General features: G+C 67.3%; 25 protein-coding genes. 12 read left to right on the forward strand and 13 right to left on the reverse strand.

Features of this window, described 5'->3' with window-relative positions:
- Window positions 1-53: 53 nt before the first annotated feature.
- Window positions 54-2,738, reverse strand: coding sequence for a pyruvate, phosphate dikinase (gene ppdK, locus BMZ21_RS07950; protein WP_091831608.1), 2,685 nt, complete (start codon window positions 2,736-2,738; stop codon window positions 54-56).
- A gap of 320 nt (window positions 2,739-3,058) precedes the next feature.
- Between ppdK and BMZ21_RS07955 the strand changes: the two genes are divergently transcribed.
- Window positions 3,059-4,204, forward strand: a complete 1,146-nt coding sequence (locus tag BMZ21_RS07955) for an alpha-hydroxy acid oxidase (protein WP_091831610.1) — start codon at window positions 3,059-3,061, stop codon at window positions 4,202-4,204.
- A gap of 29 nt (window positions 4,205-4,233) precedes the next feature.
- Here the strand turns inward: BMZ21_RS07955 and BMZ21_RS07960 are convergent, their stop codons facing one another.
- From BMZ21_RS07960 to BMZ21_RS07970, 3 genes are all read right to left on the reverse strand, one after another.
- Window positions 4,234-4,656, reverse strand: coding sequence for a type II toxin-antitoxin system VapC family toxin (locus tag BMZ21_RS07960; protein WP_091831612.1), 423 nt, complete (start codon window positions 4,654-4,656; stop codon window positions 4,234-4,236).
- Window positions 4,653-4,892 (reverse strand): AbrB/MazE/SpoVT family DNA-binding domain-containing protein, encoded by a 240-nt coding sequence (locus BMZ21_RS07965; RefSeq protein ID WP_091831614.1) that lies wholly within the window; start codon window positions 4,890-4,892, stop codon window positions 4,653-4,655. Before BMZ21_RS07965 ends, BMZ21_RS07960 begins: the two co-directional genes overlap by 4 nt.
- A gap of 74 nt (window positions 4,893-4,966) precedes the next feature.
- Window positions 4,967-5,458, reverse strand: a complete 492-nt coding sequence (locus tag BMZ21_RS07970; protein WP_425285414.1) for a YcgN family cysteine cluster protein — start codon at window positions 5,456-5,458, stop codon at window positions 4,967-4,969.
- A gap of 205 nt (window positions 5,459-5,663) precedes the next feature.
- Here BMZ21_RS07970 and BMZ21_RS07975 point away from each other — a divergent pair, with 205 nt between their 5' ends.
- From BMZ21_RS07975 to BMZ21_RS08005, 7 genes are all read left to right on the forward strand, one after another.
- A complete protein-coding gene (locus BMZ21_RS07975) occupies window positions 5,664-6,806 on the forward strand; it encodes an ABC transporter substrate-binding protein (RefSeq protein ID WP_091831616.1) in 1,143 nt (380 codons plus the stop codon).
- Complete coding sequence (locus tag BMZ21_RS07980) at window positions 6,803-7,906, forward strand: FecCD family ABC transporter permease (protein ID WP_091831618.1); 1,104 nt, start codon at window positions 6,803-6,805, stop codon at window positions 7,904-7,906. Before BMZ21_RS07975 ends, BMZ21_RS07980 begins: the two co-directional genes overlap by 4 nt.
- Window positions 7,903-8,700 carry an ABC transporter ATP-binding protein gene (locus tag BMZ21_RS07985; protein WP_425285422.1) on the forward strand — a complete coding sequence of 266 codons (798 nt, stop codon included), beginning with the start codon at window positions 7,903-7,905 and terminating at the stop codon, window positions 8,698-8,700. The genes BMZ21_RS07980 and BMZ21_RS07985 overlap by 4 nt, the downstream gene beginning before the upstream one ends.
- A 31-nt stretch (window positions 8,701-8,731) precedes the next feature.
- The gene (locus tag BMZ21_RS07990; RefSeq protein WP_091831622.1) at window positions 8,732-9,526 is read left to right on the forward strand and encodes a class I SAM-dependent methyltransferase; all 795 of its coding nucleotides are present in this window, start codon (window positions 8,732-8,734) and stop codon (window positions 9,524-9,526) included.
- 162 nt (window positions 9,527-9,688) lie between these two features.
- Window positions 9,689-11,905 carry a transglycosylase domain-containing protein gene (locus BMZ21_RS07995; RefSeq protein WP_091831624.1) on the forward strand — a complete coding sequence of 739 codons (2,217 nt, stop codon included), beginning with the start codon at window positions 9,689-9,691 and terminating at the stop codon, window positions 11,903-11,905.
- A gap of 29 nt (window positions 11,906-11,934) precedes the next feature.
- Window positions 11,935-12,510: a DUF1214 domain-containing protein gene (locus BMZ21_RS08000; RefSeq protein WP_091831626.1), complete on the forward strand. Its 576-nt coding sequence runs from the start codon at window positions 11,935-11,937 to the stop codon at window positions 12,508-12,510.
- The gene (locus BMZ21_RS08005) at window positions 12,507-13,157 is read left to right on the forward strand and encodes a DUF1254 domain-containing protein (RefSeq protein ID WP_091831628.1); all 651 of its coding nucleotides are present in this window, start codon (window positions 12,507-12,509) and stop codon (window positions 13,155-13,157) included. The genes BMZ21_RS08000 and BMZ21_RS08005 overlap by 4 nt, the downstream gene beginning before the upstream one ends.
- Window positions 13,158-13,220: 63 nt before the next feature.
- On the opposite strand, the gene corA is transcribed toward BMZ21_RS08005, so the two are convergent.
- The 3 genes from corA to BMZ21_RS08020 all read right to left on the reverse strand — a co-directional run bounded on the left by corA (window position 13,221) and on the right by BMZ21_RS08020 (window position 15,478).
- Window positions 13,221-14,276 carry a magnesium/cobalt transporter CorA gene (corA, locus tag BMZ21_RS08010; protein WP_091831630.1) on the reverse strand — a complete coding sequence of 352 codons (1,056 nt, stop codon included), beginning with the start codon at window positions 14,274-14,276 and terminating at the stop codon, window positions 13,221-13,223.
- A 132-nt stretch (window positions 14,277-14,408) separates the two neighbouring features.
- On the reverse strand, window positions 14,409-15,203 hold the full coding sequence (locus BMZ21_RS08015) for a hypothetical protein (RefSeq protein ID WP_091831632.1): 795 nt from the start codon (window positions 15,201-15,203) through the stop codon (window positions 14,409-14,411).
- A 74-nt stretch (window positions 15,204-15,277) separates the two neighbouring features.
- Entirely contained in the window at window positions 15,278-15,478 is a 201-nt protein-coding gene (locus tag BMZ21_RS08020; RefSeq protein WP_091831635.1) for a hypothetical protein, read from the reverse strand.
- 178 nt (window positions 15,479-15,656) lie between these two features.
- Between BMZ21_RS08020 and BMZ21_RS08025 the strand changes: the two genes are divergently transcribed.
- Complete coding sequence (locus BMZ21_RS08025) at window positions 15,657-16,781, forward strand: DUF2336 domain-containing protein (protein WP_091831637.1); 1,125 nt, start codon at window positions 15,657-15,659, stop codon at window positions 16,779-16,781.
- A 3-nt stretch (window positions 16,782-16,784) separates the two neighbouring features.
- Here the strand turns inward: BMZ21_RS08025 and BMZ21_RS08030 are convergent, their stop codons facing one another.
- The 3 genes from BMZ21_RS08030 to BMZ21_RS08040 all read right to left on the reverse strand — a co-directional run bounded on the left by BMZ21_RS08030 (window position 16,785) and on the right by BMZ21_RS08040 (window position 19,623).
- Window positions 16,785-17,120: a DUF1491 family protein gene (locus tag BMZ21_RS08030; protein WP_091831639.1), complete on the reverse strand. Its 336-nt coding sequence runs from the start codon at window positions 17,118-17,120 to the stop codon at window positions 16,785-16,787.
- Window positions 17,121-17,238: 118 nt separating this feature from the next.
- On the reverse strand, window positions 17,239-17,781 hold the full coding sequence (locus tag BMZ21_RS08035; protein WP_091831641.1) for a hypothetical protein: 543 nt from the start codon (window positions 17,779-17,781) through the stop codon (window positions 17,239-17,241).
- A gap of 18 nt (window positions 17,782-17,799) precedes the next feature.
- A complete protein-coding gene (locus tag BMZ21_RS08040; RefSeq protein ID WP_158673232.1) occupies window positions 17,800-19,623 on the reverse strand; it encodes a sensor histidine kinase in 1,824 nt (607 codons plus the stop codon).
- Between the two features lie 331 nt (window positions 19,624-19,954).
- Here BMZ21_RS08040 and BMZ21_RS08045 point away from each other — a divergent pair, with 331 nt between their 5' ends.
- Complete coding sequence (locus BMZ21_RS08045) at window positions 19,955-20,236, forward strand: hypothetical protein (protein ID WP_143079671.1); 282 nt, start codon at window positions 19,955-19,957, stop codon at window positions 20,234-20,236.
- Window positions 20,237-20,326: 90 nt separating this feature from the next.
- Window positions 20,327-20,752, forward strand: a complete 426-nt coding sequence (locus BMZ21_RS08050) for a SufE family protein (protein ID WP_091832406.1) — start codon at window positions 20,327-20,329, stop codon at window positions 20,750-20,752.
- Here BMZ21_RS08050 and BMZ21_RS08055 read toward each other — a convergent pair.
- The 3 genes from BMZ21_RS08055 to BMZ21_RS08065 all read right to left on the reverse strand — a co-directional run bounded on the left by BMZ21_RS08055 (window position 20,749) and on the right by BMZ21_RS08065 (window position 22,583).
- Complete coding sequence (locus tag BMZ21_RS08055; protein WP_091831647.1) at window positions 20,749-21,552, reverse strand: DUF6456 domain-containing protein; 804 nt, start codon at window positions 21,550-21,552, stop codon at window positions 20,749-20,751. The genes BMZ21_RS08050 and BMZ21_RS08055 overlap by 4 nt on opposite strands.
- Window positions 21,552-21,917 (reverse strand): helix-turn-helix domain-containing protein, encoded by a 366-nt coding sequence (locus BMZ21_RS08060; RefSeq protein ID WP_244543744.1) that lies wholly within the window; start codon window positions 21,915-21,917, stop codon window positions 21,552-21,554. Before BMZ21_RS08060 ends, BMZ21_RS08055 begins: the two co-directional genes overlap by 1 nt.
- Window positions 21,918-22,166: 249 nt before the next feature.
- Complete coding sequence (locus BMZ21_RS08065; protein WP_091831652.1) at window positions 22,167-22,583, reverse strand: Ros/MucR family transcriptional regulator; 417 nt, start codon at window positions 22,581-22,583, stop codon at window positions 22,167-22,169.
- Between the two features lie 398 nt (window positions 22,584-22,981).
- Here BMZ21_RS08065 and BMZ21_RS08070 point away from each other — a divergent pair, with 398 nt between their 5' ends.
- Window positions 22,982-25,111, forward strand: a complete 2,130-nt coding sequence (locus BMZ21_RS08070; RefSeq protein ID WP_091831654.1) for a S9 family peptidase — start codon at window positions 22,982-22,984, stop codon at window positions 25,109-25,111.

Consider the following 25,111-nt stretch of genomic DNA (forward strand, 5'->3'; position numbering starts at 1 on the left):
TGGATGCTCACAACAAGGGCGAGCATGACGGCTTGTTTCCCGCACCTGCTGCCTCACGCGTCCTTGGCCTTGATCGCCCCCAGCGCTGCCTGCGCGGCAGCGAGGCGCGCGATCGGCACGCGGAAGGGCGAGCAGGAGACATAATCCAGCCCGACGCTCTCGCAGAAGCCGATCGAGGCGGGGTCGCCGCCGTGCTCGCCGCAGATGCCGAGCTTGATGTTCGGACGCGTCTTGCGGCCGCGTTCTACGGCGATCCTGACCAGCTCGCCAACGCCGTCCTGGTCGATCGTCACGAAGGGATCGGATTCGAGCAGGCCGCGCGCCGTATAGGAGCCAAGGAAGGAGCCGGCGTCGTCGCGGCTGATGCCGAGCGTGGTCTGCGTCAGGTCGTTGGTGCCGAAGGAGAAGAACTCGGCACTCCCCGCGATCTCCTCCGCCCGCAGCGCGGCGCGCGGCAGTTCGATCATGGTGCCGACCTGATAGGTGAACTCCGTGCCGCTCTCCTTTTTCACGGCCTCCGCCATCGCGTCGATCCGGCTCTTGACCAGGTCGAGCTCGGGCGCGCCCATGACGAGCGGCACCATGACCTCCGGGATGACGGGATGGCCGGTCTCCTTGGCGGCGATCACCGCCGCCTCGAAGATCGCCCGCGCCTGCATCTCGGCGATCTCGGGATAGGCGACCGCGAGGCGCACGCCGCGGAAGCCGAGCATCGGGTTGAACTCGTGGAGTTCGGTAGCCCGGCGCTTCAGCTTGTCGGCGGTCGTGCCCATCGCCGCCGCGACCTCGGCGATCTCCTCGTCGGTATGCGGCAGGAACTCGTGCAGCGGCGGATCGAGCAGGCGGATCGTGACCGGCAGGCCCTGCATGATGGTGAAGAGCTCGACGAAGTCCTGGCGCTGCATCGGCAGGAGCTTGGCAAGAGCGGCGCGGCGACCCTTCTCGTCCTCGGCCAGGATCATCTCGCGGACGGCAAGGATGCGGCCGGCATCGAAGAACATGTGCTCGGTGCGGCAAAGGCCGATGCCCTCGGCGCCGAATTCGCGGGCCGCCTTGGCGTCGCGCGGCGTCTCGGCATTGGCGCGGATTTTCAGGCGCCGCACCTTGTCGGCCCAGCCCATCAGCGTCCGGAAGTCGCCGGAGAGCTCGGGCTGCTGCATCTTGACCTCGCCGAGCAGCACCTGGCCGTTGCTGCCGTCGATGGTGACGAAGTCGCCGGCTTTCAGCGTGGTCGGACCGACGGTCATCGTGCCCTTGGCGTAGTCGACGCGGATCTGGCCGGCGCCGGAGACGCAGGGCTTGCCCATGCCACGCGCCACGACCGCCGCATGCGAGGTCATGCCGCCGCGCGTGGTCAGGATGCCTTCGGCGGCGTGCATGCCGTGAATGTCCTCCGGCGAGGTCTCGACGCGGACGAGAATGACCTTCTTGCCTGCCTTCTTGCCGGCCTCGGCCGCCTCGGAGGTGAAGACGATCTCGCCGGCGGCGGCGCCGGGCGAGGCCGGCAGGCCGGCGGTCAGCACGCGCCGCTCAGCCTTGGTGTCGATCGTCGGATGAAGGAGCTGGTCGAGCGCGCCGGGCTCGACGCGGCCGACCGCTTCATTCTCGGTGATCAGGCCCTCGCGGGCGAGATCGACTGCGATCTTGAGCGCCGCCTTGGCGGTGCGCTTGCCGGAGCGGGTCTGCAGCATCCAGAGCTTGCCCTCCTGGATGGTGAACTCCATGTCCTGCATGTCGCGATAGTGCTTTTCGAGGATGCCGTAGATGCGGCAGAGCTCGGCATAAGCTTCCGGCATCGCCTTCTCCATCGAAGGCTTGTCGGATTTGGCGGCGAGCTTGGCCGCCTCGGTGATATCCTGCGGCGTGCGGATGCCGGCGACGACGTCCTCGCCCTGGGCGTTGATCAGGAACTCGCCATAGAGCGCGTTCTCGCCGGTCGAGGGATTGCGGGTGAAGGCGACGCCGGTCGCCGAGGTCTCGCCCATATTGCCGAAGACCATCGACTGGACGTTGACCGCCGTGCCCCAGGAGGCCGGGATGCTGTTGAGCTCGCGATACTTGATGGCGCGGGCGTTCATCCAGGACGAGAAGACGGCGCCGACTGCGCCCCAGAGCTGCTGCTGCGGATCCTGCGGGAAGTCGGAACCGAGCTCCTTCTTTACGATCTCCTTGTACTTGCCGACCAGAACCTTCCAGTCGTCGGCCGAGAGATCGGTGTCGAGATGCAGGCCCTTGCGCTCCTTGTAGTCTTCGAGCGCCTCCTCGAAATGGCCGTGGTCGATGTCGAGCACGACGTTCGAGTACATGGTGATGAAGCGGCGATAGCTGTCATAGGCGAAGCGGGCATCGCCCGAGGCCTTGGCCACCGCCTCGACCGTGACGTCGTTGAGGCCGAGATTGAGGACCGTGTCCATCATGCCCGGCATCGAGGCGCGGGCGCCGGAGCGGACCGAGACCAGCAGCGGATTGGCCGGGTCACCAAAGGTCTTGCCGGTGAGCTTGGCCATGCCGGCGAGCGCGTCCTTGACCTGCCCGTCGAGCTCGGCCGGAAAGCTCTTGCCGTTGTCGTAATACCAGGTGCAGACCTGCGTGGTGATGGTGAAGCCCGGAGGCACCGGAAGCCCCAGATTGCTCATCTCGGCCAGGTTCGCGCCCTTGCCGCCGAGCAGGTTCTTCATGCCCGCCTCGCCTTCGGCCTTGCCGTCGCCGAAGGTGTAGACCCACTTCTGCCCTGCCATAGCCTGCCTTTCCCAACGTTGTCGCCGACATCAACGCCGGCGGGTACGCCTGGTTTCGCATTTGCGGTGCCCGCTTGTTGCAGCGCACCGGGTGCGGGGGTGGTCATGCCGAAAACCGGATGAACAATCAATGATCATGCCGCGGAGCCAGCCCACCCAACCTTCAATTCTGGGCGGCCTGGCGACCGGTCGCGCAATATGGCCAAGGTCAGCGCCGCGCGATAGGGTACCGTCCCCGCCTTTCGAGCAGCGACGACCGCCGCCGATCCGATGGTCGCCAGCGCCACACTCGCCGAGCCAGAACGACACCGAAGCCAACGATGCGCCTGAACGCCTGTCACAACTTCCACGACTTCCGGACCCTCGCCAGGAAGCGGCTGCCGGGCCCGATCTTCAACTACATCGATGGCGGGTCCGACGACGAGGTCACGCTGCGGCGCAACTCCGAGAGCTTCGAACGTTGCGACCTCGTTCCGAGCGTGCTGCGCGGCGTGAGCAGCCTCGACACCTCCGTCACCGTGATGGGCCAGAAGCTCGCCGTGCCGTTCTACTGCTCGCCGACAGCCCTGCAGCGCCTCTTCCATCATCAGGGCGAGCGTGCCGTCGCCGCCGCGGCCGCGCGCTATGGCACCATGTTCGGCGTATCCTCGCTCGGCACGATCAGCCTCGAGGAACTGCGAAAGGCCCATAGCGGCCCGCAGGTCTACCAGTTCTATTTCCACAAGGACCGCGGCCTGAACCGGGCGATGATGGAGCGCGCCAAGAGCGCCGGCGTCAACGTGATGATGCTGACCGTCGACAGCATCACCGGCGGCAATCGCGAGCGCGACCTGCGGACCGGCTTCTCGATCCCGTTCCGGCTCAACCTCGCCGGCATCACCCAGTTCGCGATCAAGCCGCAATGGGCGCTGAACTACCTCACCCACGAGAAATTCAGCCTGCCGCAGCTCGACAGCCACGTCGACATGGGCGGCGGCGCAATGTCGATCAGCCGCTATTTCACCGAAATGCTCGACCCGGCGATGACCTGGGGCGACGTCGCCGAGATGGTCAAGCTGTGGTCGGGGCAGTTCTGCCTAAAGGGCATCATGTCCGTCGCCGATGCGAAGCGCGCAGTAGAGATCGGCTGCACCGGCATCATCCTCTCCAACCATGGCGGCCGGCAGCTCGACGGTTCCCGCGCCGCCTTCGACCAGCTCGCCGAGATCGTCGACGCTGTCGGCGACAAGATCGACGTGATCATGGATGGCGGCATCCAGCGCGGCACGCATGTGCTGAAGGCCCTGTCGCTCGGCGCCAAGGCAGTCGGCATCGGGCGCTACTACCTCTACCCGCTCGCGGCGGCAGGCCAGCCGGGTGTCGAACGCGCGCTCGGCCAGCTCAAGACGGAAGTCGAGCGCAGCATGAAGCTGATGGGCGTCACCAGTCTCGACCAGCTCTCGCGCGAGAATTTACGGTTCAGGTAGAACCGGCTCCGCCACGTCTCACAGACGTCTCACTTTCGCGGCGCTACATCCGGAGCGATCAGCGACAAGCCAGGGAAATAGGTCCGGTAGCGGGACGCATCGCGCGTGATCAGCGTGTATCCGGCCACCGCCGCATGCGCGCCGATGAAGAAATCGGGGAGCGGCGATTGCTGCACACCGCCTCGGCGCCTGTAAGCTAGGAAGCACTTGCCGGCCAGAAACGCAGCGGCAAACGGAATTGGCTCCCGCTCCAGCATCGTCGTCGGGAGGGCCTCATCGAGATCCTCGATCCGCGAATAATGAACCGAGATTTCGGCATAGACCATCGCGTTGATCACAAGCCGCTGCCGATCCGCAGCCTCGGACAAGGCCCGCGCCGACCAGGCGCCCCAGCGCGTGTCCTGCGTCAGAACGTCAAGCAGGACATTGCTGTCGACCAGGACTGCGCTCATTCGGGCTCGCGCGTCAGCGCCATGATCTCATCGGTCGTCATGGCGATATCACCCTTGCTGCGGCGCAGATGCGCGACGAGCCTGTCACCGCGCCCCGTCTTGCGGCGCGCCGCAGCCGGCATAATCCGGACGACCTTGCCGTCGAATTCGAAATCCACCTCGGTCTCGGGCAGGAGACCGGCCCGTTCACGGATGTCGGCAGGAATGGTCACCTGGCCCTTTGACGTGATCCGCATAGGAACATTCCTTACTCTTACACGTAAGAGTAAGACTTCGACCGTGACGCTGCAAGCTCGAGCACGGCGTGCTCTTACCGTGGCCCGCGCGCCGCCTTAGGCCAGCGCAGCGGCCAGGCGACGATACGCTCGACGATCTCCTCCTCGGCGACCTCGTCCTCGTTGGCGTGCACCTTCCCGCGGACCGACACGCCCGCAGCGACGACCGTCTCGGGATCGCCGGAGACGAGCGGATGCCACCAAGGCAGATCCCTGCCTTCCCCGAGCAGACGATAGGCGCAGGTCGGCGGCAGCCACGGCAAGGTGCGCACCGCCTCCGGCGTCAGCGTGACGCAATCGGGCACCGTCTTCGAGCGGTTGGCGTAGTCATGACAGCGGCAGGTCGCGGCATCGAACAGGCGGCAGCCGATATCGGTGGCGTGGATCTTGCCGCTATCCTCGTCCTCGAGCTTGACCAGGCAGCAGCGGCCGCAGCCGTCGCAGAGCGATTCCCACTCCGCCTGCGTCATCTCGTCGAGCGTCTTGCTGCGCCAGAAGGGCGTGCTTTCGGTCATTGCGTCGGCCATGGCCGCTTATGCACCCTGGAGGTGATCGTCCGCAATCGGACATCGGCGATCGGAACCGGCCCCGGCCGCGAAGGCGGCCCTTAGCGGTCGCCCCTCATTACATCAATTCTAATCTATACTTAGAAAAGTTATAATCTATGAAAATTGACCGAATACTCGGATCGGCCTAACGGGGGGAAGAATTCCCTCGTTTCCGAGTTCGACAATGCTGAACCGCCGACATCTGCTACGCGCTCTTACCATCACCGCGGGCCTGGCCGCGGCGGCCCTTCCCGCGCTGGCGGAGAAGGTCACCGTCACCGATATCGTCGGCCGCAAGGTCGAGGTCGAGGCGCCGGTCAAGCGGATCATCCTCGGCGAAGGCCGGCAGATGTACTTCGTCGGCGCGCTTGACAAGAACGAGCCGTTCAAGCGCGTCGTCGGCTGGCGCGACGATCTCGGCAAGGCCGATCCCGAGACCTTCCGTGCCTATGCCAAGCGCTATCCCGAGATCGCCAAGCTGCCGACCTTCGGCGGCATGAAGGAAGGCGCATTCGACGTCGAGCAGGCGATCGCGCTCAAGCCCGACGTGCTCTTCCTCAACATCGAGGCGAAGATCGCGAGCGACGAGGCCAAGCTCGTCGAGAAGCTCGCCTCGGTCGGCATCCCCGTCGTCTATGTCGACTTCCGCGAGAAGCCGTTCGAGCACACCGAGCCGTCGATGCGCCTGATCGGCAAGCTCTTCGGCAAGGAGCAGGTGGCGGAGGAGTTCATCACGTTCCGCGCCGAGCAGATCAAGGTCGTGACCGACCGCCTCGCCGCTGCCAAGGACCTGAAGCGCCCGCTCGTGATGGTCGAGCGCGCCGGCGGCTACTCCGACGATTGCTGCATGTCCTTCGGCAACGAGAATTTCGGCAAGATGGTCGACTTCGCCGGCGGCCGAAACCTGGCGACGCCGCTGATCCCCGGCACCTTCGGCACGGTCAATGCCGAGCAGATCGTCGCCTCCAATCCCGATGTCGTGATCGTCACCGGGAGCAATTGGGACGGCTATGTCCCGGGCGGCAACTGGGTCGGCCTCGGCTACGGCGCCGACATGACGGAGGCGCGCCGCAAGCTGACCAATCTGATGAAGCGCCCGGCCTTCACCCAGACCGCCGCCGTCAAGAACGGCCGCGTCCACGGCATCTGGCACCAGTTCTACAACAGCCCCTATCAGTTCGTGGCGATCCAGGAGATCGCGAAATGGCTGCACCCGGAGCTGTTCAAGGACGTCGATCCGGGCGCGACCATGAAGCTGCTGCACGAGCGCTTCCTGCCGCTGCCCTATGAGCCCGGCCTGTGGGTCTCGCTCGAGGCGGGCAAATGAGCCTGGCTCCCGCCAGCGCGGACGATGTTGTGACGACGCCGGCAGAGGCGTCGCGGAGCACGGCCCAAGGGAGAGACGCCTATCGGGCGCTGGCGCTGCGCCGCAAGCTAATCCTCGCCGGCTTCGCCGCCGTGCTGCTGGCCTGCCTGATCGTCGACCTGATGCTCGGCCCGGCCCGGTACAGCGTGAGCGAGGTGGTCAATGCGCTGCTCTCGCCCTCGACCGCACCGGCCGCCGTGCGAGTGGTGATCTGGGACATCCGCCTGCCGGTCGCGCTGATGGCGGTCGTCACCGGCGCCGCGCTCGCCATCGCCGGCGCGCAGATGCAAACCGCGCTGAACAACCCGCTCGCCAGCCCTTTCACGCTCGGCATCTCTGCCGCGGCGAGCTTCGGGGCGGCGCTCGCGCTGGTCTTCGGCGTCTCGATCGTGCCGCTCGCGATCGACTATGTCGTGCCGCTCAACGCCTTCATCATGGCGATGGGGGCTTCCTTGCTGATCCATCTGCTCAGCCAGCGCCGCGGCGTCACTACCGAGACGGTGGTGCTGCTCGGCATTGCTCTGGTCTTCACCTTCAATGCGCTGCTGGCACTGCTGCAGTTTTTTGCTTCCGAGCAGGCGCTCGGGGCCGTCGTGTTCTGGATGATGGGTTCGCTGACCAAGGCGAACTGGCACAAACTCGCCATCACCTCGGCGGTGCTGCTGATCTGCGTCCCGCTGTTCGCGCGCCGGGCCTGGGCGCTGACGACCCTGCGTCTCGGTGATGAGAAGGCGGCGAGCTTCGGCATCGACGTGCGATATCTGCGGCTGGAGACCATGCTGCTCGTCGCGCTGCTCGCAGCGGTCCCTGTCGCCTTCGTCGGCACGATCGGCTTCATCGGGCTGGTCGGCCCGCATATCGCCCGCATGGTGATCGGCGAGGACCAGCGCTTCTTCATGCCGGCATCCGCGCTGGCGGGCGCTGCCGTGCTCTCGGCCTCCTCGGTGGTCTCCAAGTCGCTGATCCCCGGGCTGATCTTCCCGATCAGCATCGTCACCGCGCTGGTCGGCGTGCCCTTCTTCTTCAGCCTGATCCTGACCAGCCGGAGGCGTTCATGGTGAAGCGCCTGACGCTCAACGATGTCGGCGTCGCCTATGGCAAGCGCCGGATTCTCGACGGGATCACCACGCCGACCATGGCCGGTGGCGAGGTCGTCGCCGTGATCGGCCCCAACGCCGCCGGCAAGTCGAGCCTGTTCCGCCGCATCGCCGGGCTGATCCCGGGTACCGGCAAGGTCCAGGTCGAAAGCACGACCGGCAAGACGCCCTGCTACCTGCCGCAGGACACGGCGGTGAACGCGGTGCTGACCGTCTACGAATCGATCCTGCTCGCCCGCAAGCAGGGCGGCTCCTGGGGCGTCGGCGACGACGAGCTTGCCGCGATCGACGAAGCCCTGCACGCGCTCGACATCGCCGACCTCGCCTTCCGCGGCCTCGGCGAGCTCTCGGGCGGCCAGCGCCAGCTCGTCTCGATCGCCCAGACACTGGTGCGCCGGCCCGAGATCATGCTGCTCGACGAGCCGACCAGCGCGCTCGACCTGCACCGCCAGTTCGAGGTGCTGAGCCTCGTCGGCCGGCTGGCGCGCGAGCGGCAGATCTGCGTGCTGATCGCGATCCACGACCTCAACCAGGCGCTGCGCATCGCCGACAAGGTGATGGTGCTGTCGCAAGGGCGGCTCGCCGCCTTCGGCGCCCCGCGCGAGATCATCACGCCGGCTTTGCTCGAAGAGGTCTACGGCGTCGTCGCGCGGGTCGAGGCGAACGAAGGCGAGACGCCCTTCATCGTCGTCCACGGCTCGGCTCGCAGGCACAGCCGCGGCGAGACACCGCTTGCCCCCGCCCAGGCAGCAGAATAACCCCCTCTCAGTTCAACCTGGCGACCCGCCGATGTCAGACAGCAGCCTTTCCTCCGGCCTTCCCACTCCTGGTGCCAACTACTCCCTCAAGGAGGAGATCCGGACCTATTGGTCAGGCCGGGCCGCCACGTTCGACAGCCAAGTCGGCCACGCCATCAAGTCGGACGCCGAGCTCGCTGCCTTCCAGTCGCTGCTGCGGCAATCCTTCGGCGCGGAGCCGCGCGAGGTCCTCGATCTCGCCTGCGGCACCGGCGAGATCACGCGCGCCCTGCTGTCGCTCGGCCACAAGGTCACGGCACTCGACTTCTCCGAGGAGATGCTGGCCCGCGCCCGCGCCAAGCATGGCGACAGGGCCCGTATCCTCGCTGGCGACGCCGAGCGGCTGCTCGACGACGACGGGACCTATGACGCGCTGGTGACGCGCCACCTGGTCTGGACGCTGACCGATCCGGAAGCGGCCTTCGCCGAATGGTTCCGGGTGCTCAAGCCCGGCGGCAAGCTGCTCGTCATCGATGGCGACTGGATCAACCGCTCATGGCTGCAGCAGATGCTGAACCGAGCCGCGACCTTCCTGCGCGAGCGCGCCGGCGCTGCTCCGCACGCAGCCGATCGCGACGCTTTCGACTCGATCACCAAGCGCTTCTTCTTTCGCGACGGGCTGAGCTTCGAGCGGCTGGGCACGATGCTGCGCCAGACCGGCTTCGCCCGCATCGAGGCTGCCGACTACGCACAGGTGGTCAGGGCGCAGCAGCGCAACGCCGCCCTGCACGATGCGCTTCGCCTCGCCTCCTCCACGCGCTTTGCAGTGCTGGCGACCAAGGGCTGATTGCGGGGTAACCCCAGCTTCTTTTTGTCGGGCAACCCCACCTTCGCATACTTCCGTTCGGAGCCGCGAGCCCTTACCTTCTGAGATCGGGCTTGGCCTTCGTCGGCCGGTCCGGGACACCGCGGACGCGCCCCCGCGGCAGGCTTAGGATGCCGCACGACCGTGATCGAGTTCCGGAAAGCGAGCTGGACGACCCGTCTCAAGCGCCTCGCGCTGAGCGCCGACTCGTGGATTGACGCCTCGCTCTATGCGGCCGGCCACCGCGCCGGCGAGATCTATGAACGCATCCGCAGCGTCACCGACCGTCTGACCGTCAGCGGCCCGAAGCGCCTCGCTGCCGAATTCGCCAGCGAGGGGCTCAACGTCGGCATCGCCGGTGCGATCGTGATGCTGATGCTGGCGATCCCCGCCTTTCGCGAAGGGCGCGAGGAGGCGCTGAAGAACCAGGTCTTCGCCGTCACCTTCCTGGATCGCTATGGCTCTGAGATCGGCCATCGCGGCGCCCGCCACGATGATTCGCTGAAGCTCGAGGAATTCCCCGATCATCTGCTCAAGGCCGTGCTGGCGACCGAGGATCGGCGCTTCTACGACCATTTCGGCATCGACGTGATCGGCACCTTCCGGGCGATCACCGTCAACGCCCGCGCCTCGGGCGTGGTCCAGGGTGGCTCCTCGCTGACCCAGCAATTGGCCAAGAACCTGTTCCTCAACAACGAGCGTTCGCTCGACCGCAAGATCAAGGAAGCCTTCCTCTCGCTCTGGCTGGAATACCGGCTGACCAAGAACGAGATCCTGAAGCTCTATCTCGACCGCGCCTATATGGGCGGCGGCACCTTCGGCGTCGCGGCTGCGGCCGAATACTATTTCGGCAAGTCGGTGAAGAACGTGACGCTGGCGGAGGCGGCGATGCTTGCCGGCCTGTTCAAGGCGCCGACCAAGTTCGCGCCACACGTCAACCTGCCGGCGGCGCGGGCGCGCGCCAGCGACGTGCTGAACGCCATGGTCGATGCCGGCTTCATGACCGCGGGACAGGTCGACTCCGCCCGGCGCAATCCTGCGACGCCGATCGACCGCAAGCGCGATGCCAGCCCGGACTACTATCTCGACTGGGCCTTCGACGAAATCCGCAAGCTGGCGGACGACGGCAAGCTCGGTCCCGAGCGGGTGCTGACGGTCAAGACCCCGCATGACCCGGCGATCCAGAAGCGCGCCGACGAGGCGGTCGAGTCGATCCTGCGCCAGCACGGCCCGGCCTATCGGGCAAGGCAGGCGGCGGCGGTGATCATGGATCCGGACGGGGCGGTGCGTGCGATCGTCGGCGGGCGCGATTATGGCGCGAGCCAGTTCAACCGGGCGACGTCGAGCCTGCGGCAGCCCGGCTCGTCCTTCAAACCTTACGTCTACGCGGCGGCGATGAGCGCCGGGCTCTACAAGCCGACCACGATCGTCACCGACCGGCCGGTCTGCATCGGCAACTGGTGCCCGAACAATTACGGGCGCTCCTATGCCGGCTCGATGCCGCTGACGGTGGCCCTGGCGAAGTCGATCAACACGATCCCGGTGCAGATGTCGATCGCGATCGGCAAGGCGACCGGCGAGACGCACGAGGCCCGCGCCGCCCGCATCGGCCGGATGAAGATCGTCGAGACCTGCCGGGCCATGGGCCTGACCACGCCGCTGACCGATACGGTCTCCCTGCCGATCGGCGCCGGCGAGGTCACCGTGATCGAGCAGGCCGCCGGCTATGCCGTGTTCGCCAATGGCGGCAAGCGGGCCAGGCCCTATGCCGCCTTCGACATCCGCAACTCGGCGGGCGAGGAGATCTATCGCCATGACCGCGACGAGCCGACGCCGGCGCAGGTGCTGAGCACGCAGGTCGCCTACGAGATGAACCAGATGCTCTCGACCGTGCCGACCGCGGGCACCGGCCGGCGTGCCGCGCTCGACGGCGTCGTCAGCGCCGGCAAGACCGGCACGACCAATGGCTATAAGGACGCCTGGTATGTCGGCTACACCGGCAACTTGGTCGGCGCGGTCTGGTTCGGCAACGACGATTCGTCCGAGACCGCCAACATGACCGGCGGCTCGCTGCCGGCGATGACCTGGAAGGAGATCATGGCGTTCGCGCACCAAGGCATCGAGCTGAAGCCGATGCCCGGCGTGGCGCCGCAGCCGGGTGACGCCAAGGCGGCAGTTGCCAAGGCGACCGACCCGGCCGCCGCGGCAGGCGCCGGCGCCGGGCATATGCCGCGCAAGTCCTTCGAGGTGCTCTCCTCGGTCGGCGCGATGTTCAAGGCGGTCGAGACGCCGCGCACGGCCCGCGCTTCCGTGCAGGTCGGGGCCCGTGAGGCCGCGACCGGCCTCACCGCCATACGCTGACCGCCATCCATGCGGATCCGGATCGTTCCATGCGCGTCCTCCCGCTGGCCTATGTGATCGCGCTTGGAGCCGGCCTCGGCCTGACCTCCGCCCGCTATGCGGTGGCGGAGCGGCCTTGGGTCGGCCGCGCCCAGGTCGGCGCCTGGACCAGCTGGCCGAACAGCGGCGCGCGCGACATCGATCCCTATATGCGGGCCTATCTGGCCCGCGGCGTGCACCTCCCGCTCGGCGCCGGCGAGGGGCTGGAGCTGATCGCCGGGCAAGACGACGCCGGGCAGGCGCTCGATGCGCGCTGCCGCTATCTGGTCAGCGGGGCGACACCGCCGGCGCGCGGCTGGTCGCTCGGCGTCGCCGACCCGCGGGGCCGGCCCCCGCAGCTGCCGATCGAGCGCGAAAGCTTCACCGATGCCGAGATCGTCCGCGGCGAGCGCGGCGGCATGCGCATCGTGCTGGCGACGACGCCCGAGACCGGCAATTGGCTGCCCCTGCCGGCGGGAGGGCGCTTCCAGCTGCGCCTTCGCCTCTACGACACGCCGATCTCGAGCCATGCCGGCGAGCTCCGGCCGGACACCCTCCCCCGCATCACCAGGATCGACTGCCGGTGAGCGCGATCGACGACAGCCGGGCCGTGCCGGCCGCAAAGCGCCCTCCGGCTACCCGCGCGGATGCGTCCCGCCGATTTCTGTCGCGGCTGGGCAGAGGCCTGCTGCGGTTCGCGCTGCTCACCCTGGCCGGCCTGTTCCTCGCCGGCATCGTCCACATCGTCACCGTGCTGCGCATCCCGGCCCTGGCCACGCATGATGCGGCCACGGTCTACGCCGCGCTCGGTGCCAACGGCCGCGCCGAGCTGGTGACACCGCCACCTGCAGGTTTGCCGGCGATCCTCGACGGCGATCCCAACAGCGTCGCCGCGGTCTGCAGCTACGATCTTTCGGCCGGGCCGCTGCGCGTCATAGCCCACACCGGCTCGCTGCCGCTCGGCCTCACCGTCCATCGCCGTGGCGGCGGCGTCGCCTATGCCATCACCGACCGGGCCGCGATCCGCGGCGTGCTCGAATTCGTGGTGATGACGCGGGAGCAGCTCGACGAGCGGCTGGCCAATGACGAGGAGGGCGAGACCTCGCGGGAACTGCGGGTGGTCTCGCCATCGCTGCAGGGGCTCGTCGTCGCCCGGGTGGTGGTCCGCCGCGCCTTCGACCGCAGCGAGGCGGAAGCGCAGGCGACCGGCGTCGCCTGCGGGTTGGCGGATTAGCCAAGCTTTTGTTTTATCGTATTTTCTTCGCGCAAGCCGGTATCCACTTCGCTCGAGAATGCGCTAGAGCCAGCCATTGCGCTTGAAGCGCCAGAAGAGCGTCAGGCAGGCGGTGACGATGAAGCCGAGGACGATGTAGTAGCCGTAATGCATCTCCAGCTCCGGCATGTTCTTGAAGTTCATGCCGTAGATGCCGGCGACCGCCGTCGGCACCGCGAGAATGGCCGCCCAGGAGGCGAGCCGCTTGGTGATGGAATTCTCCTGGCTCTGGCCGACGAGCAGGCTCGCCTCGAAGGCGAAGGCGAGGACTTCGCGCAGGCTGTCGATCTTCTCCTGCACGGTGCGGACATGGTCGGTCACGTCGCGGAACATCGGCGCCAGCGTCGGGCGAACCTGCGGCACGCTGCCATTGGTCAGGCGCTGGCAGACGTCGACGAGCGGGCCGGCCGCGTTTCGCAAACGCAAGAGGTCGCGCCTGAGCATGTAGAGGCGCTCGATGTCGCTCCGGGTCATCGGCGTCGCCAGGACCTTGTCCTCGATCTCCTCGACCTCGTCATGGATAGCCTCGAGCACCGGCATGTAGTTGTCGACGATGAAATCGAGGATGGCGTAAAGGATGAAGTCCTCGCCCTTGGCCAGCGAGGTCGGGCAGGTCTCCCAATGCTGCCGCACCGACGTGTACGAATTCGAGGCGCCGTGGCGGACGCTGACGATATAGCCGCGACCGACGAAGATATGCGTCTCGCCGAAGGCGATGCGCTTGTCGGCCATCTGGGCGGTGCGGGCGACGACGAAGAGCGCGTCGCCATATTGCTCGAGCTTCGGCCGCTGATGGGCGTTGGTCGCGTCCTCGACCGCCAGGGGATGCAGATTGAACTGCTGCTGCACGCATTTGAGCAGTGCGGCCTCCGGTTCGAACAGCCCGATCCAGACGACATGGCCGTCCTTGCGGGACCATTCCCCCGCTTCCTCGACCGGGATGTCGGCGACGCGCACGCCATGGGCATAGACGCTCGAGGCGATGACGCCGGCCTCATGGCGATGGCCATGATCGACGGGCGGATCGGAGGGCGCTTCCGCTGCGGCCGAGGCCGGGAACCTGATTTGCGTCACTGACATGCGATCCCCCACCGATCGCCGGCTCATGATCGGCAGGCTAGACCCAATGCGCGGGGGATGGGAACCACTTTTCGCGACGCGGGACGACGCGGCCTTCGACCGATCGAAGCGCTCGCGTCCGGCGACAGGCCATCAGCCCTTGTAGACGACGGGAGCGCGCGGCGGCGCACCTTCGCCCTTGCCGCCGAAGACGCCGATCAGCGGCAAGTTGCAGGTGGGGCCGATCTCGCTCTCCATGCCCATGATGGCACGCTCGGCCCGGATCGCCTCGCGTGACGGCATTTCGACAACCAGATTGTCGAGCGAGTAGCGATAGCTCTTCAGCCTGAAGTGCGCCCGCTCGCAAACCCAGAGCATCAGCCCCTCGTTCTCGGCGACGCGCTGGGCGGCCGAATCGCGCTGTTCGGGCGGCACCTGCTGCGAAGCGTCGAGGACGCGCAGGCGCGCACGGTCGGCGTTGATGACGCGCAAGGCGTTGGCGCGGAACTGACCGAGCAGCAGCCGGTCGCCATTGGCGTCTTCGCCCAGGCGATTGTAGCGCGATGCCTGCGAGGCGAACGAGCCCGAGGTCAACGCGCGGTAATAGGCGGAGACATCGTTCGATTGCGCCTCGACCGGCAGGATGCGGGCGTGGGCGAGCTTCGAGACCTCCCGGTCGAAATGGCTGCGCTCATGCGCGGGCAGGACGAGGCGCCAGGCGCGGGCCCGCAACTGCTCCTCGTCGTCCGTCAGGTGGGACCATGAGGAGGCTTCTCCGCGAAAGCGCGCACTCCAGTCGCCGATCGCCGGCGCGATCTTGTCGGCGATGATGTTGGGGCGGGGCCGGCCGAGATCGCCGGTGGTCGAGCAGCCGGCGAGCAGTAGGCAGAGTGCCGCGATCGTGGCGACCGAATGGGATGCGAAAAAGTCGGAGCCAGTTTTTCGCATGAATCCCACTCGAACTCTGAAACGAGGCACGCGCTGATTTGGATCGATCCAGAATCAGCGTGAACCGAAAGTCCTCACCCGGGACGCCTGCGCCGTGTCTCGCGTTCACCGCGGCCGGCAGGGCGCGGGCGCCGCGGCGGCTTGCTCGCGGCCGGCTCGTGCTGGCGCTCGTAGCGCACGCCGGTGAAGAACAGGATCTGGCCGAACGGGCCCGCCGCTGCGTTGCCCTGGCTGGTTGAGCGCCTGCGCGGCGCGAAAGGAATGACGTCTGCCATGATGCGCCTCCCTTGCTGGCGCCTGTGACCAATTCGCGAACCACGCGGAAGCCGGTTGGCCGCCTGCACAAACCGCGCCAGCCATCCTCAAGATCATCAAGCGCCATCATGGTTAACGCCGTGCTAACGCATCGGGGATAAGTTTCGCAAAAGTGCAGTTCGCCGACGAGAATCGCTCATGCCGTCCCGCATCGCCACAGACCTTGCCGAACTCGCCAGGCTGGCCAGCGATGGCGGGCTCGACCTGCGCCAGGTCGCGCTGCGGGTGAAGACCGATCTGCTCCTGGCGACGCCCTGCCCGTCTCCGGAGGACATGGACGCCTTCCGCGCCATGGCCGAGGCCCTGATCCCGGTGGTCGACGAGGCGACGGCGACGATCCTCGCCCGCAAGCTCGCAAGCTGGCCGCATGCACCGCGCGAGGCGCTCGCTGCCTTACGCAAGCGTGGGGGCGAGGTGCTGGCCGCGCTGATCAAGCATGACATGTCGCTCAGCGCGACCGAGATCGAGGAGATCGCGGACGAAGGCGATGACGAGGCCAAGACCGCCCTCGCCGGCCGGCGCGACCTGACCAGCAGCGCCAGCATCGCGCTCGCCGGCTGCGGCAGCGCGGAGATCGACGCGGCACTGGTCGCGAACGGGGCTGCATCGCTGCCCCATGCCGCGCTCGACCTGCTGCTGCCGCGAGCGGTGGGCGCGCCGGCTCTCGGCGCTGCCTTGCTGGCGCGGGCCGACCTGCCCGTCTCGGAGCTGACGCCGCTCTTCCTGCAGGCGAGCCTGGAAAAGCGCCTCGCCATGATCGACGCCGCCACCGCTCGTGAGGCGCTGGCGCCTTCGCCACGCCCGGCGACGCTCCCCGGCGAGCAGATCTCCGCTCTGATCGCGACAGCGCTCTCCGACCGACGCAACGCCTTCACTGCGCTGGCGCACGCCTTCGGCGGCGATGCGCGCTTCGCGACGGCGATGGCGAACGATGCGTCCCGTCAGCTTGCGGCCTTGGCGCTGATCGGTTGCGGCGCGGCTCCGGAAGATGCCACGCGCTTCCTGATCGGCCTCGGCGACGAGGCTGCCCGCTCGGTCGAGCGCATCTTCGCGCTGGTCGAGCTGATGCGGGCGCTGCAGCCGGCGGTGGCTCGCCGGCTCGCCCAGCAGATCGGCGGGATCGCGCCGCGCAGTGCCCGCTCCGGCGTCTTGCAGCCTGCCATGGACCCCAGCGGCACCTCGGCCCGTCCCAGCGCCGAGCGGGCGCCGGTTCGCGGCATCGTTCAGGAGGTCAGGCGCAGGCTCGGTGGCGGCGCCGACTGAACGCTAGCTTTCGACAATGTCGAGACGCGCATCGCCGGCGCGATTCTCGATCTCGACCAGCCAGAGATCGCTGTCGAAGCGGACCTCGCGCGCGACCCGATCCTCTATCGCGAGCGGATCGGCATCGAGCACAAGCTGGAAACGCCGCGCGCCGGCCTCGTCCGCCAGCGCCTGCGGCGCCGGGCCGTAGAGCGCCGCGGTACCGTCCAATCGGTCGAGCTTGACGAAGATCGCGCCGGCTTCGCGCGCGCCGCGCCGGCGCAGCACCGCGACGAGCCCGTCATGCGCAGCCTGGCGCAGATAGGCCGAGACCCAGAAATCGCTGGTCAGGCGCGGCAAGATGAGCGCTCGCGGGACTGAGAATGTCCGCGCCTCTCCGAAGCGCGGACATTCTCAATCGTCTTGTTCTGTCGCATTTTCTTCACGCGGACCGGCCGCCACTTCGCTTGAAAATGCTCTAGCGCCGCTGGCCCTTGATGTCAGCCGGCGGCCGGATGTCGGCGCCGTTGATCAGGTCCGCGATCGGATCGCGTGCCGCCGGCTGGGCGGCCGGGGCAGGACGGGCCGGAGCCGGAGCTGCCTGGGCCTGGCGCGGCTGGGCAGGCGCGACCGGCGCCGGTGGGCGCGGCGCCGCATCGCGAGCGGCCGGTGCCAGGGAGCCGGGCCGCGCCGGCGGCATCACCGCCTGCGGGGCGGGCGCAGGCTCGGCGACGGCCGGCGTCTCGACGCGGCGCTGTTCGGCCGGTCGCGCAGCAGACTGCGAGGGCGGCGACAGCATCGGGGCGGGATGACGGCCCTTCTGGAACAGCACCGCATTCAGGACGATCAGCACCGATACCGCCGCGAACAGCAGCACGATGAGGCCCCGGCCCGGACGGCGAGCGAACCAGCGCAGCAGCCGCGTCGGCATCGACGGGGCGGCGCGCCGGCCGGCCGGACGGCGAACAGGCATCGACAGCGTCGCATCGGAGCGGGCACGGGCGGCAAGCGTGGCTGACATGGGTCTTGAGCTCTCGGGTCAGGCGGTCAGACGAACGGGTTGCTTGGTGTCGAGGCCACGGCGCGGGGCGCGGGCGAAGGTCGCGATGCGGGCCGGCTCGCTCGCGGCGGCGACGCCGCCGATCGGCAGGCGCACGCCGACGCGGGTGCCGATGCCCGGTGCACTCTCGATGGTGAGCGTGCCGCCATGCAGGCCGACAAGGCCGCGCACCACCGACAGGCCGAGGCCCGTGCCGTCGTGAGCGCGGTCATAGGAGGACTTGGCCTGGAAGAAGGGATCGCCCAGTCGCGGCAGGTCGGTGGCGGCGATGCCGATGCCGGTATCGGAAACCGAGAGGTCGATCATGCCGCCGTCGCGCACCAGAGCGAGCGTGACGCGCCCACCGGGCGGCGTGAACTTGATCGCGTTCGAGAGCAGGTTGAGCATCACCTGCTTGAGGGCGCGCCGGTCGCCGAGCAGCTGCGGCAGGTCCGGACCCACGACGCGTTCGAGCGCGACCGTGCCGCTGCCGGCCTTGAGCGCGACAACATTGCAGCAATCCTCGGCGAGCTCGGCCATGTCGAGCGCATCCTGCTCGATCGTCATCGCGCCGCTCTCGATCTTCGAGACGTCGAGCAGCGTATTGACCACGTCGAGCAGGTGCTGCCCGGAATCATGAATGATCCTGGCGTACTCCTGACGCTGCGCCTGGCTGAACGAAACCGCGAGATCGCCGCTCAGCATCTCCGAGAAACCGATGATCGCGTTGAGCGGGGTACGCAGCTCATGGCTGACCGTCGCCAGGAACTGGCCCTTGACGTCGCTCGACTTGACCGCCTCGACGCGATTGCGCTCGCGCTCCTCGTCGATCGCATGTCGGTCGGTCACGTCGCGGCTGACGCAGACGACGGCGGCGGCGCCGTGCGGGCCGGACTGCTCGATGCGCCGTGCGCTGAGGTCGAGCCAGCGGACGACCGGGCTCGCATTGGCGCGCCCATCGGCTCCCGCCGGGACGAAGAGGACACGAAAGCAGGCGGTGGCCCGGCCGCTGCCATGAGCGGCATCGCTCAGCGCCTTCAGGAAAAGCGGCCTGTCGGCAATGTGGACGCGCTCGAACAGGCCGCGGCCGAAGAGCCCCGCGGGCTCGGCTCCGGTCAGGTTGCGGGCAGCTTCGTTGGCGAAGACGACGGACCCGGCCGCATCATGCCAGGTGACGAGATCGCCAACATGCTCGAGCATCAACTGAGCACGCGCATCGGAAGCCCGATGCTCACGCAACTCGTCATCGCGGCGATAGAGGAAGCCGACCGTGATTAGCGCCGCATGCAGGATCGCGACGCCAGCGAAGACGGGCATCGCCTGCCAGGTCCATGGCGCCGGCTCCGCGATCATCCCGGTTCCCTGCAGGGCGACGACGACGCCGAGACCGATCACTGCGAGCGCACTGGCGCGCGCCACATAGGGCCGGGAGCCGAAGAACATCGCTTCAGCGGGGACCGCGGCCAGCCAGAGCAGCAGCGGCGAGGCAGCGCCTCCGGTCAGGCAGGCGAGCGTGGTCACCAGCAAGGTCAGGGCCGCGCCGGACAGGCAATGCGCGAGATCCAGCCGGCCGGTGCGAGAGAGGAGGAACACCGCCAGCAGCGGCATCGCCATGGCGACGAGCACGAGCAGTTCGAGCGCGCCGATGCGGCCGCGCCAGGCGATATAGGCCGGCATCAGGCTGAGCGCCGCGACCGAAGCGGCCAGCCTGCTCAGCATGAAGCGCTCATGACGCATGCGTTCGAGCGAATCGGCCAGCGCCGATGGATGGACCATCGCCGCGACCTGCGCCCTCACCGCCGTCATCAAATTGGAAAACCGCAACGCGCACCTCTGCCGGCCGTCGGCACTTTCGCCTCGCCTTGTTGAGCCGATCCTCGCGGCTGCCGTTTAAGCGGGGCTTAAGGCGAGAGCGCCGGAAACCGGGTCTTTTGCCGACGACAGCACAAATAGTCTTTTCTTTTCAATGAATTGTGAGACCCGTAGCGCGCTTGCCTGCGCCAGGCTGTTGTTCGCGGCAAGGTGAATGGAAGCTGAAGAGGAGACACCGCCTTTGATTCAAATCGATGCTGTCGCCGACACCCGATCTTTCGACCCAGGCGCTATGGTTCGCTCGTCCGTGGGCTAGGGAGCCCGCAACCGGATGGGGACCAAGATGGCTTATCTTCTGCGCAGCATGGCGATCGTCGGCGTGATCGCGCTGAACTCGCCCGTGTACGGCACGAAGAGCGAGCCCGATGCTCTCATGGTCGATGCGAAGGCGGCGATCGCCATCCTCGCCAAGATCGATCCGAAGGCGGCGCTGCAAGGCGCTGCCAGCATACGCGAAGCCGCGGAAGTCCTGGCGGGACTGGAGCCGGAGACGCGCGCCCGGGTGCTTGCCCTGGCCGCGAGCGCCGCAACCCGCAGCAGCGAAACGTCGCCGCGACACCGCTGAGGCTTGACCTCGCCGCGCGGCAGGCCGAAGAGCTTCGCGATCTCCGCCCCCAGGACCGGCGGGTTGAGCCGGAGGCCGACAGCGGAATTCATGAGCGAGAGCCTCGACGAGATCGTCGCCAATTTCGAGCTGCTTGACGAGTGGGACGATCGCTATCGCTACCTGATCGAGCTAGGGCGGACGCTGGCGCCGCTGCCTGAAGAGGCACACAACGACGCCAATAAGGTGCGTGGCTGCGCCAGCCAGGTCTGGCTCGAGACCAAGAGCGAGGGCGGTCCCGGCGCGGCGACGCGCCTCTCGTTCCGCGGCGACAGCGACGCGCATATCGTGCGCGGGCTGGTGGCGCTCGCCATCGCCATCCATTCCGGCCACACGGCGCAGGAGATCCTGGCGACCGACGCCTTCGCGATCTATGAGCGCCTCGGCCTTGCTGCCCATTTGACGCCGCAGCGCTCGAACGGCGTGCGCGCGATGATGGAGCGGATCAAGAACGACGCCCGCGCGGCGCTCGCCTAATCGCGAGGTTCCAGCGGAGCCTGGATCGTCGGGCGCGCATCGGACGCGCGCCAGGCATGGCCCACCGGTCGTTCCTGCTTTGCGCCGAGCCCGTAGTGCTCGACCAGCGCCGACAGCGCCAGCCGGAGCACGACCTTGGCAGAGCGCGCCGGCCATTTGCGCTCGCGCTCGACCTGGTCGAGCCCCTTGAGGAAACCGCAGACATCGATCGCCAGGCCCGACAGTTCAGGGCCGAGGCGCTTGCAGGCGAAGCGCACGCGCTGGCGCGCCGCCAGGCTGGAATCGGAGGCTTCCGCCGGCCCGCGCACCGCGGCATGGGTGCCGGCAGCAAGGCCCGCATCCCAGTTGACCGTCACCCGCGGCAGCATCTTCGCCAGGGTCAGATCGGCACGAAAGCGCTCGCCGGCGGCGAACTCGACGGCGGATATCTGCGGCTGCCCGTCCTTGCCCGGACGGCGATGGAGCCAGAGCAGCGGGCTCTCGCGCTCGTCCAGCACGACCTGCTGCGCTTGCCCGTCCACCATCATCGTCGCGGTCGCCCGCGGCCTGTCGGGCTCCGCGTCGGCAAGGCGCAACCGGCGCTTGCCCGCTTCCGTGATCCAGCCGGCGAAGCCGGCCGCGACCAAGGCCTGCGCCTCGGCGGCCTCGACATAGCCGGCCCCGAGCGTGGCTCCACCGGCACCCCGGCGATAGAGCGCGATCCGGCCACAGCCAAGCGAGGATTCGACGCCATAGGCGCCCGGCTCGCTCAGATGCCGCAGCAGGCGGGATGGCGACTGGTCGCGATCGTCAGCGCTCATCATGCAGCCTCCGAGGCGAAACTCAGCTGCAGGCCGAAGGCGAAATGCGCCAGCCCTGTCTCGAGCGCTGATACGGCGAGGTCGAAGGCCGGCTGATCACGCCGGTCCTCCACCAGGGCGCAGGCATGGCGCACGGTGGTACGGTCGCGCTCGAAGCAGGCGCCGACCTGCGTCAAGGTCAGGCCGAAGCCGACATGGGTCAGATACATCGCGAGCTGGCGGGCGAAAGCGACCCGGCGCTGGCCGCGCCCGGTTCGAAGGACCCCGGCAGGCAGGCCCATCGCGCCGCAAACCGCGGCTTCGACCAAGCTCGCCGGCGCCCTCCATCGCATCACGTCTGACCGCTTGGCAATCAAGATGTTCATGATATGTTCCATTGCGAGCATTGCCTCCCCGAATTCAACCGCGACGCTTACAGGTATATATTCCTACACTTCCTCGCTGCAAGCCCGAAGTCGCCCATCCCGACAGGCTCCTGACATGTTTGGGTTGAAGGCACCTGGCGCGCAGCGCCACGAAGCCATCGGCGAAGAGAGGTGGCCCCAAAAGAAAAAGCCGCCGGCAATCCGGCGGCTTCACTGCATAGGCGGTGATGCAGCTTGGTCTGCTGTGACTCAGCGACGCTTGCGGCGCTGCTGGCCCAGACCCATCTTCTTGGCAAGCTGCGAGCGCGCCTCGGCATAGTTCGGCGCGACCATCGGATAATCGGGCGGCAAGCCCCACTTCTCGCGATACTGCTCGGGCGACATGTTGTACTGCGTGCGCAGATGACGCTTGAGCGACTTGAACTTCTTTCCGTCCTCCAGGCAGATCAGATAGTCGGCCGTGATCGACTTCTTCACCGCAATGGCAGGCTTCGGTGCCTCGACCGGAACAATCGGGGCGGCACCGCCGACAACACGATTGAGGGCGGCGTGAACGTCGCTGATCAGCGACGGCAAGTCCGATGCCGGGACAGAATTGTTCGACACGTAGGCGGAAACGATATCTGCCGTAAGCTCGATGAAATCGGAACCGTCTTGGTCAGCCATGATGGCGTTGCTCCATTGTTATATTGACCGGTCATAGCGGTGACTGCGCCCAGCTCTGTTTCCAGGCGCGAGCGCCCTCCCTGATCGCCGCCGACGAACGGTCGAATTTCCGCCGGAATAGAATCATGCAAAACGGACCAGCCGGCACTCGTCTAAGCCATACGCTTCAATATCGCAAGTGGCTGGACAAGGATTCGAATACATTCATCGAGACATATTATTGCTTATTTTGCGAGCTTAGATCGTAACCATGACGCTTTGCGCTGCAGCATTTGCGCCAAAAAGTTGTCCTTGTCAGTGTCTACCCCGACCTCTACCTGTCGTCATCGGCAAAGATAGGACGATCGCTATATCGATCGCCTCCTTGGAAATGATCAAACCGAGCCTGGGAACCAAGTATGACTAGCCGAAGCAAGGTCGCCTCGCCGCCGATTGCCGCGGTCCGTCCGCAAAGCCGCGTCGTCCACGGCGTTACCTTGAAAGACGATTATGCCTGGTTGCGCGCCGAGAATTGGCGCGACGTGCTGCGCGATCCCGATACGCTGCCAGCCGAGATCCGCAAGCATATCGAGATGGAAAACGCCTGGTGCGATACATTGATGGCGCCGACCAAGGCACTCCAGCGCGACTTGATCAAGGAGATGCGCGGGCGCATCAAGGAGGACGACAGCGAGCCGCCCCAGCCGGACGGACCGTTCCTCTATTACAGCCGCTATCGGCGTGGCGGCGAGCATCCGCTGATCTGCCGCAAGCCACAGGCGAACGAAGGCGGCAAGCCCGGCCGCGAACAGGTCATGCTTGACGCTGACGCGCTGGCCGAAGGCAAGGAGTTCTTCGATCTCGGCGACGCCGAGCACAGCCCCGACCATCGCCTGCTGGCCTGGAGCGCCGATGAAGCCGGTTCGGAGCTGTTCCTGATCCGGGTTCGTGATCTCGCCACCGGCCGGGACCTGCCGGACGCGATCGCCGATACCTCAGGCGAAATGATCTGGGCAGCCGATTCCAGCGCCTTCACCTATGTCGCGCTCGATGACGACCACCGCCCGACGCGTGTGCTGCGCCATCGGCTCGGCACGCCGCAGAGCGAGGACGAACTGCTCTATGAGGAGACCGATCCCGGCCTGTTCGCCGATATCGACCAGACCCAGTCGCGCCGGCTCCTGCTGATCTCCAGCAGCGACCACGAGACCTCGGAGGTGAGCCTGGTCGACCTCGCCGACAAGGCGGGCAAGCCCAGGCTGGTCGCGCCGCGACTGGCGGGCCGCCAGTATAGCGTCGAGCATCACGGCGACGAGTTGCTGATCCTGACAAATGCCGACGGCGCCGAAGACTTCAAGATCGTGCGTGCGCCGCTCAGCGATCCTTCGCCGTCCAACTGGGTCGATCTTGTGCCGCACAAGCGCGGCCGGCTCATCCTCAGCCATATCTGCCTCGCTGGCCGGCTGATCCGCCTGGAGCGCGAGGAAGGGCTGCCGCGCATCGTCATCCGCGACCTCGAGAGCGGGACGGAAAGCAGCATCGCCTTCGACGAGGAGGCTTATGGGCTCGGCGTCGACGCCGGCTACGAGTTCGAAACCGACCGCTTGCGCTTCATCTACGCATCGATGGCGCGGCCAGCAGAGACCTATGACTACGACCTCGCGACCGGCGAGCGCACTCTGGTGAAGCGCCAGGAGGTGCCCTCCGGCCACGATGCCGAGGCCTACGTCGTGCGCCGCATCTTCGCGATGGCCAAAGACGGCGCCAGGGTGCCGGTCTCGCTGCTGCATCGGCGCGATCTCAAGCTCGACGGCTCGGCGCCCTGCCTGCTCTACGGCTACGGCTCCTATGGCGCGGCGATGTCGGCCTCGTTCCGGACGCGTCCGCTCAGCCTGGTCGATCGCGGCTTCGTCTACGCCATCGCGCATATCCGCGGCGGCACCGACAAGGGCTGGGGCTGGTATCTCGACGGCAAGCGCCAGAACAAGCCCAACAGCTTCACCGACTTCATCGCCGCTGGCGAAATGCTCGCAGCCGAGGGCTTCACCAGCCGGGGCCGCATCGTCGCCGAGGGTGGCAGCGCCGGTGGCATGCTGATGGGCGCGGTCGCCAATCTCGCACCGGAGCTGTTCGCCGGCATCATCGCCGAGGTGCCGTTCGTCGACGTGCTCAACACCATCCTCGACGAGAGCCTGCCGCTGACCCCGATGGAGTGGCCGGAATGGGGCGACCCGATCCGGGACGTCGCCGCCTTCCGGACTATCCTGGGCTATTCGCCCTATGACAACGTCAAGGCGCAAGCCTATCCGCCGATCCTGGCGACGGGTGGCCTGGCCGATCCGCGCGTGACCTATTGGGAGCCGGCGAAATGGGTTGCGCGCCTGCGCGCGACCATGACCGGCGGCGGCCCGATCATGCTGCACACCAATATGGACGCCGGCCATGCCGGCGCGGCCGGACGCTTTGATTCGATGAAGGAGACCGCCCTCGCCTATGCCTTCGCCATCACGGCGGCCGGCGGGGGCTGGGATGCCGCTGGATCGAGCTGA

The organism is Allobosea lupini (assembly GCF_900109525.1).
Lineage (GTDB): Bacteria > Pseudomonadota > Alphaproteobacteria > Rhizobiales > Beijerinckiaceae > Allobosea > Allobosea lupini.

Coding starts and splice junctions, on each gene's coding strand:
- ppdK (WP_091831608.1), bottom strand. CDS start 2,738: ATGGCAGGGCAGAAGTGGGTCTACACCTTCGGCGACGGCAAGGCCGAA.
- BMZ21_RS07955 (WP_091831610.1), top strand. CDS start 3,059: ATGCGCCTGAACGCCTGTCACAACTTCCACGACTTCCGGACCCTCGCC.
- BMZ21_RS07960 (WP_091831612.1), bottom strand. CDS start 4,656: ATGAGCGCAGTCCTGGTCGACAGCAATGTCCTGCTTGACGTTCTGACG.
- BMZ21_RS07965 (WP_091831614.1), bottom strand. CDS start 4,892: ATGCGGATCACGTCAAAGGGCCAGGTGACCATTCCTGCCGACATCCGT.
- BMZ21_RS07970 (WP_425285414.1), bottom strand. CDS start 5,458: ATGGCCGACGCAATGACCGAAAGCACGCCCTTCTGGCGCAGCAAGACG.
- BMZ21_RS07975 (WP_091831616.1), top strand. CDS start 5,664: ATGCTGAACCGCCGACATCTGCTACGCGCTCTTACCATCACCGCGGGC.
- BMZ21_RS07980 (WP_091831618.1), top strand. CDS start 6,803: ATGAGCCTGGCTCCCGCCAGCGCGGACGATGTTGTGACGACGCCGGCA.
- BMZ21_RS07990 (WP_091831622.1), top strand. CDS start 8,732: ATGTCAGACAGCAGCCTTTCCTCCGGCCTTCCCACTCCTGGTGCCAAC.
- BMZ21_RS08000 (WP_091831626.1), top strand. CDS start 11,935: ATGCGCGTCCTCCCGCTGGCCTATGTGATCGCGCTTGGAGCCGGCCTC.
- corA (WP_091831630.1), bottom strand. CDS start 14,276: ATGTCAGTGACGCAAATCAGGTTCCCGGCCTCGGCCGCAGCGGAAGCG.
- BMZ21_RS08015 (WP_091831632.1), bottom strand. CDS start 15,203: ATGCGAAAAACTGGCTCCGACTTTTTCGCATCCCATTCGGTCGCCACG.
- BMZ21_RS08020 (WP_091831635.1), bottom strand. CDS start 15,478: ATGGCAGACGTCATTCCTTTCGCGCCGCGCAGGCGCTCAACCAGCCAG.
- BMZ21_RS08025 (WP_091831637.1), top strand. CDS start 15,657: ATGCCGTCCCGCATCGCCACAGACCTTGCCGAACTCGCCAGGCTGGCC.
- BMZ21_RS08035 (WP_091831641.1), bottom strand. CDS start 17,781: ATGTCAGCCACGCTTGCCGCCCGTGCCCGCTCCGATGCGACGCTGTCG.
- BMZ21_RS08045 (WP_143079671.1), top strand. CDS start 19,955: ATGGCTTATCTTCTGCGCAGCATGGCGATCGTCGGCGTGATCGCGCTG.
- BMZ21_RS08050 (WP_091832406.1), top strand. CDS start 20,327: ATGAGCGAGAGCCTCGACGAGATCGTCGCCAATTTCGAGCTGCTTGAC.
- BMZ21_RS08055 (WP_091831647.1), bottom strand. CDS start 21,552: ATGAGCGCTGACGATCGCGACCAGTCGCCATCCCGCCTGCTGCGGCAT.
- BMZ21_RS08060 (WP_244543744.1), bottom strand. CDS start 21,917: ATGAACATCTTGATTGCCAAGCGGTCAGACGTGATGCGATGGAGGGCG.
- BMZ21_RS08065 (WP_091831652.1), bottom strand. CDS start 22,583: ATGGCTGACCAAGACGGTTCCGATTTCATCGAGCTTACGGCAGATATC.
- BMZ21_RS08070 (WP_091831654.1), top strand. CDS start 22,982: ATGACTAGCCGAAGCAAGGTCGCCTCGCCGCCGATTGCCGCGGTCCGT.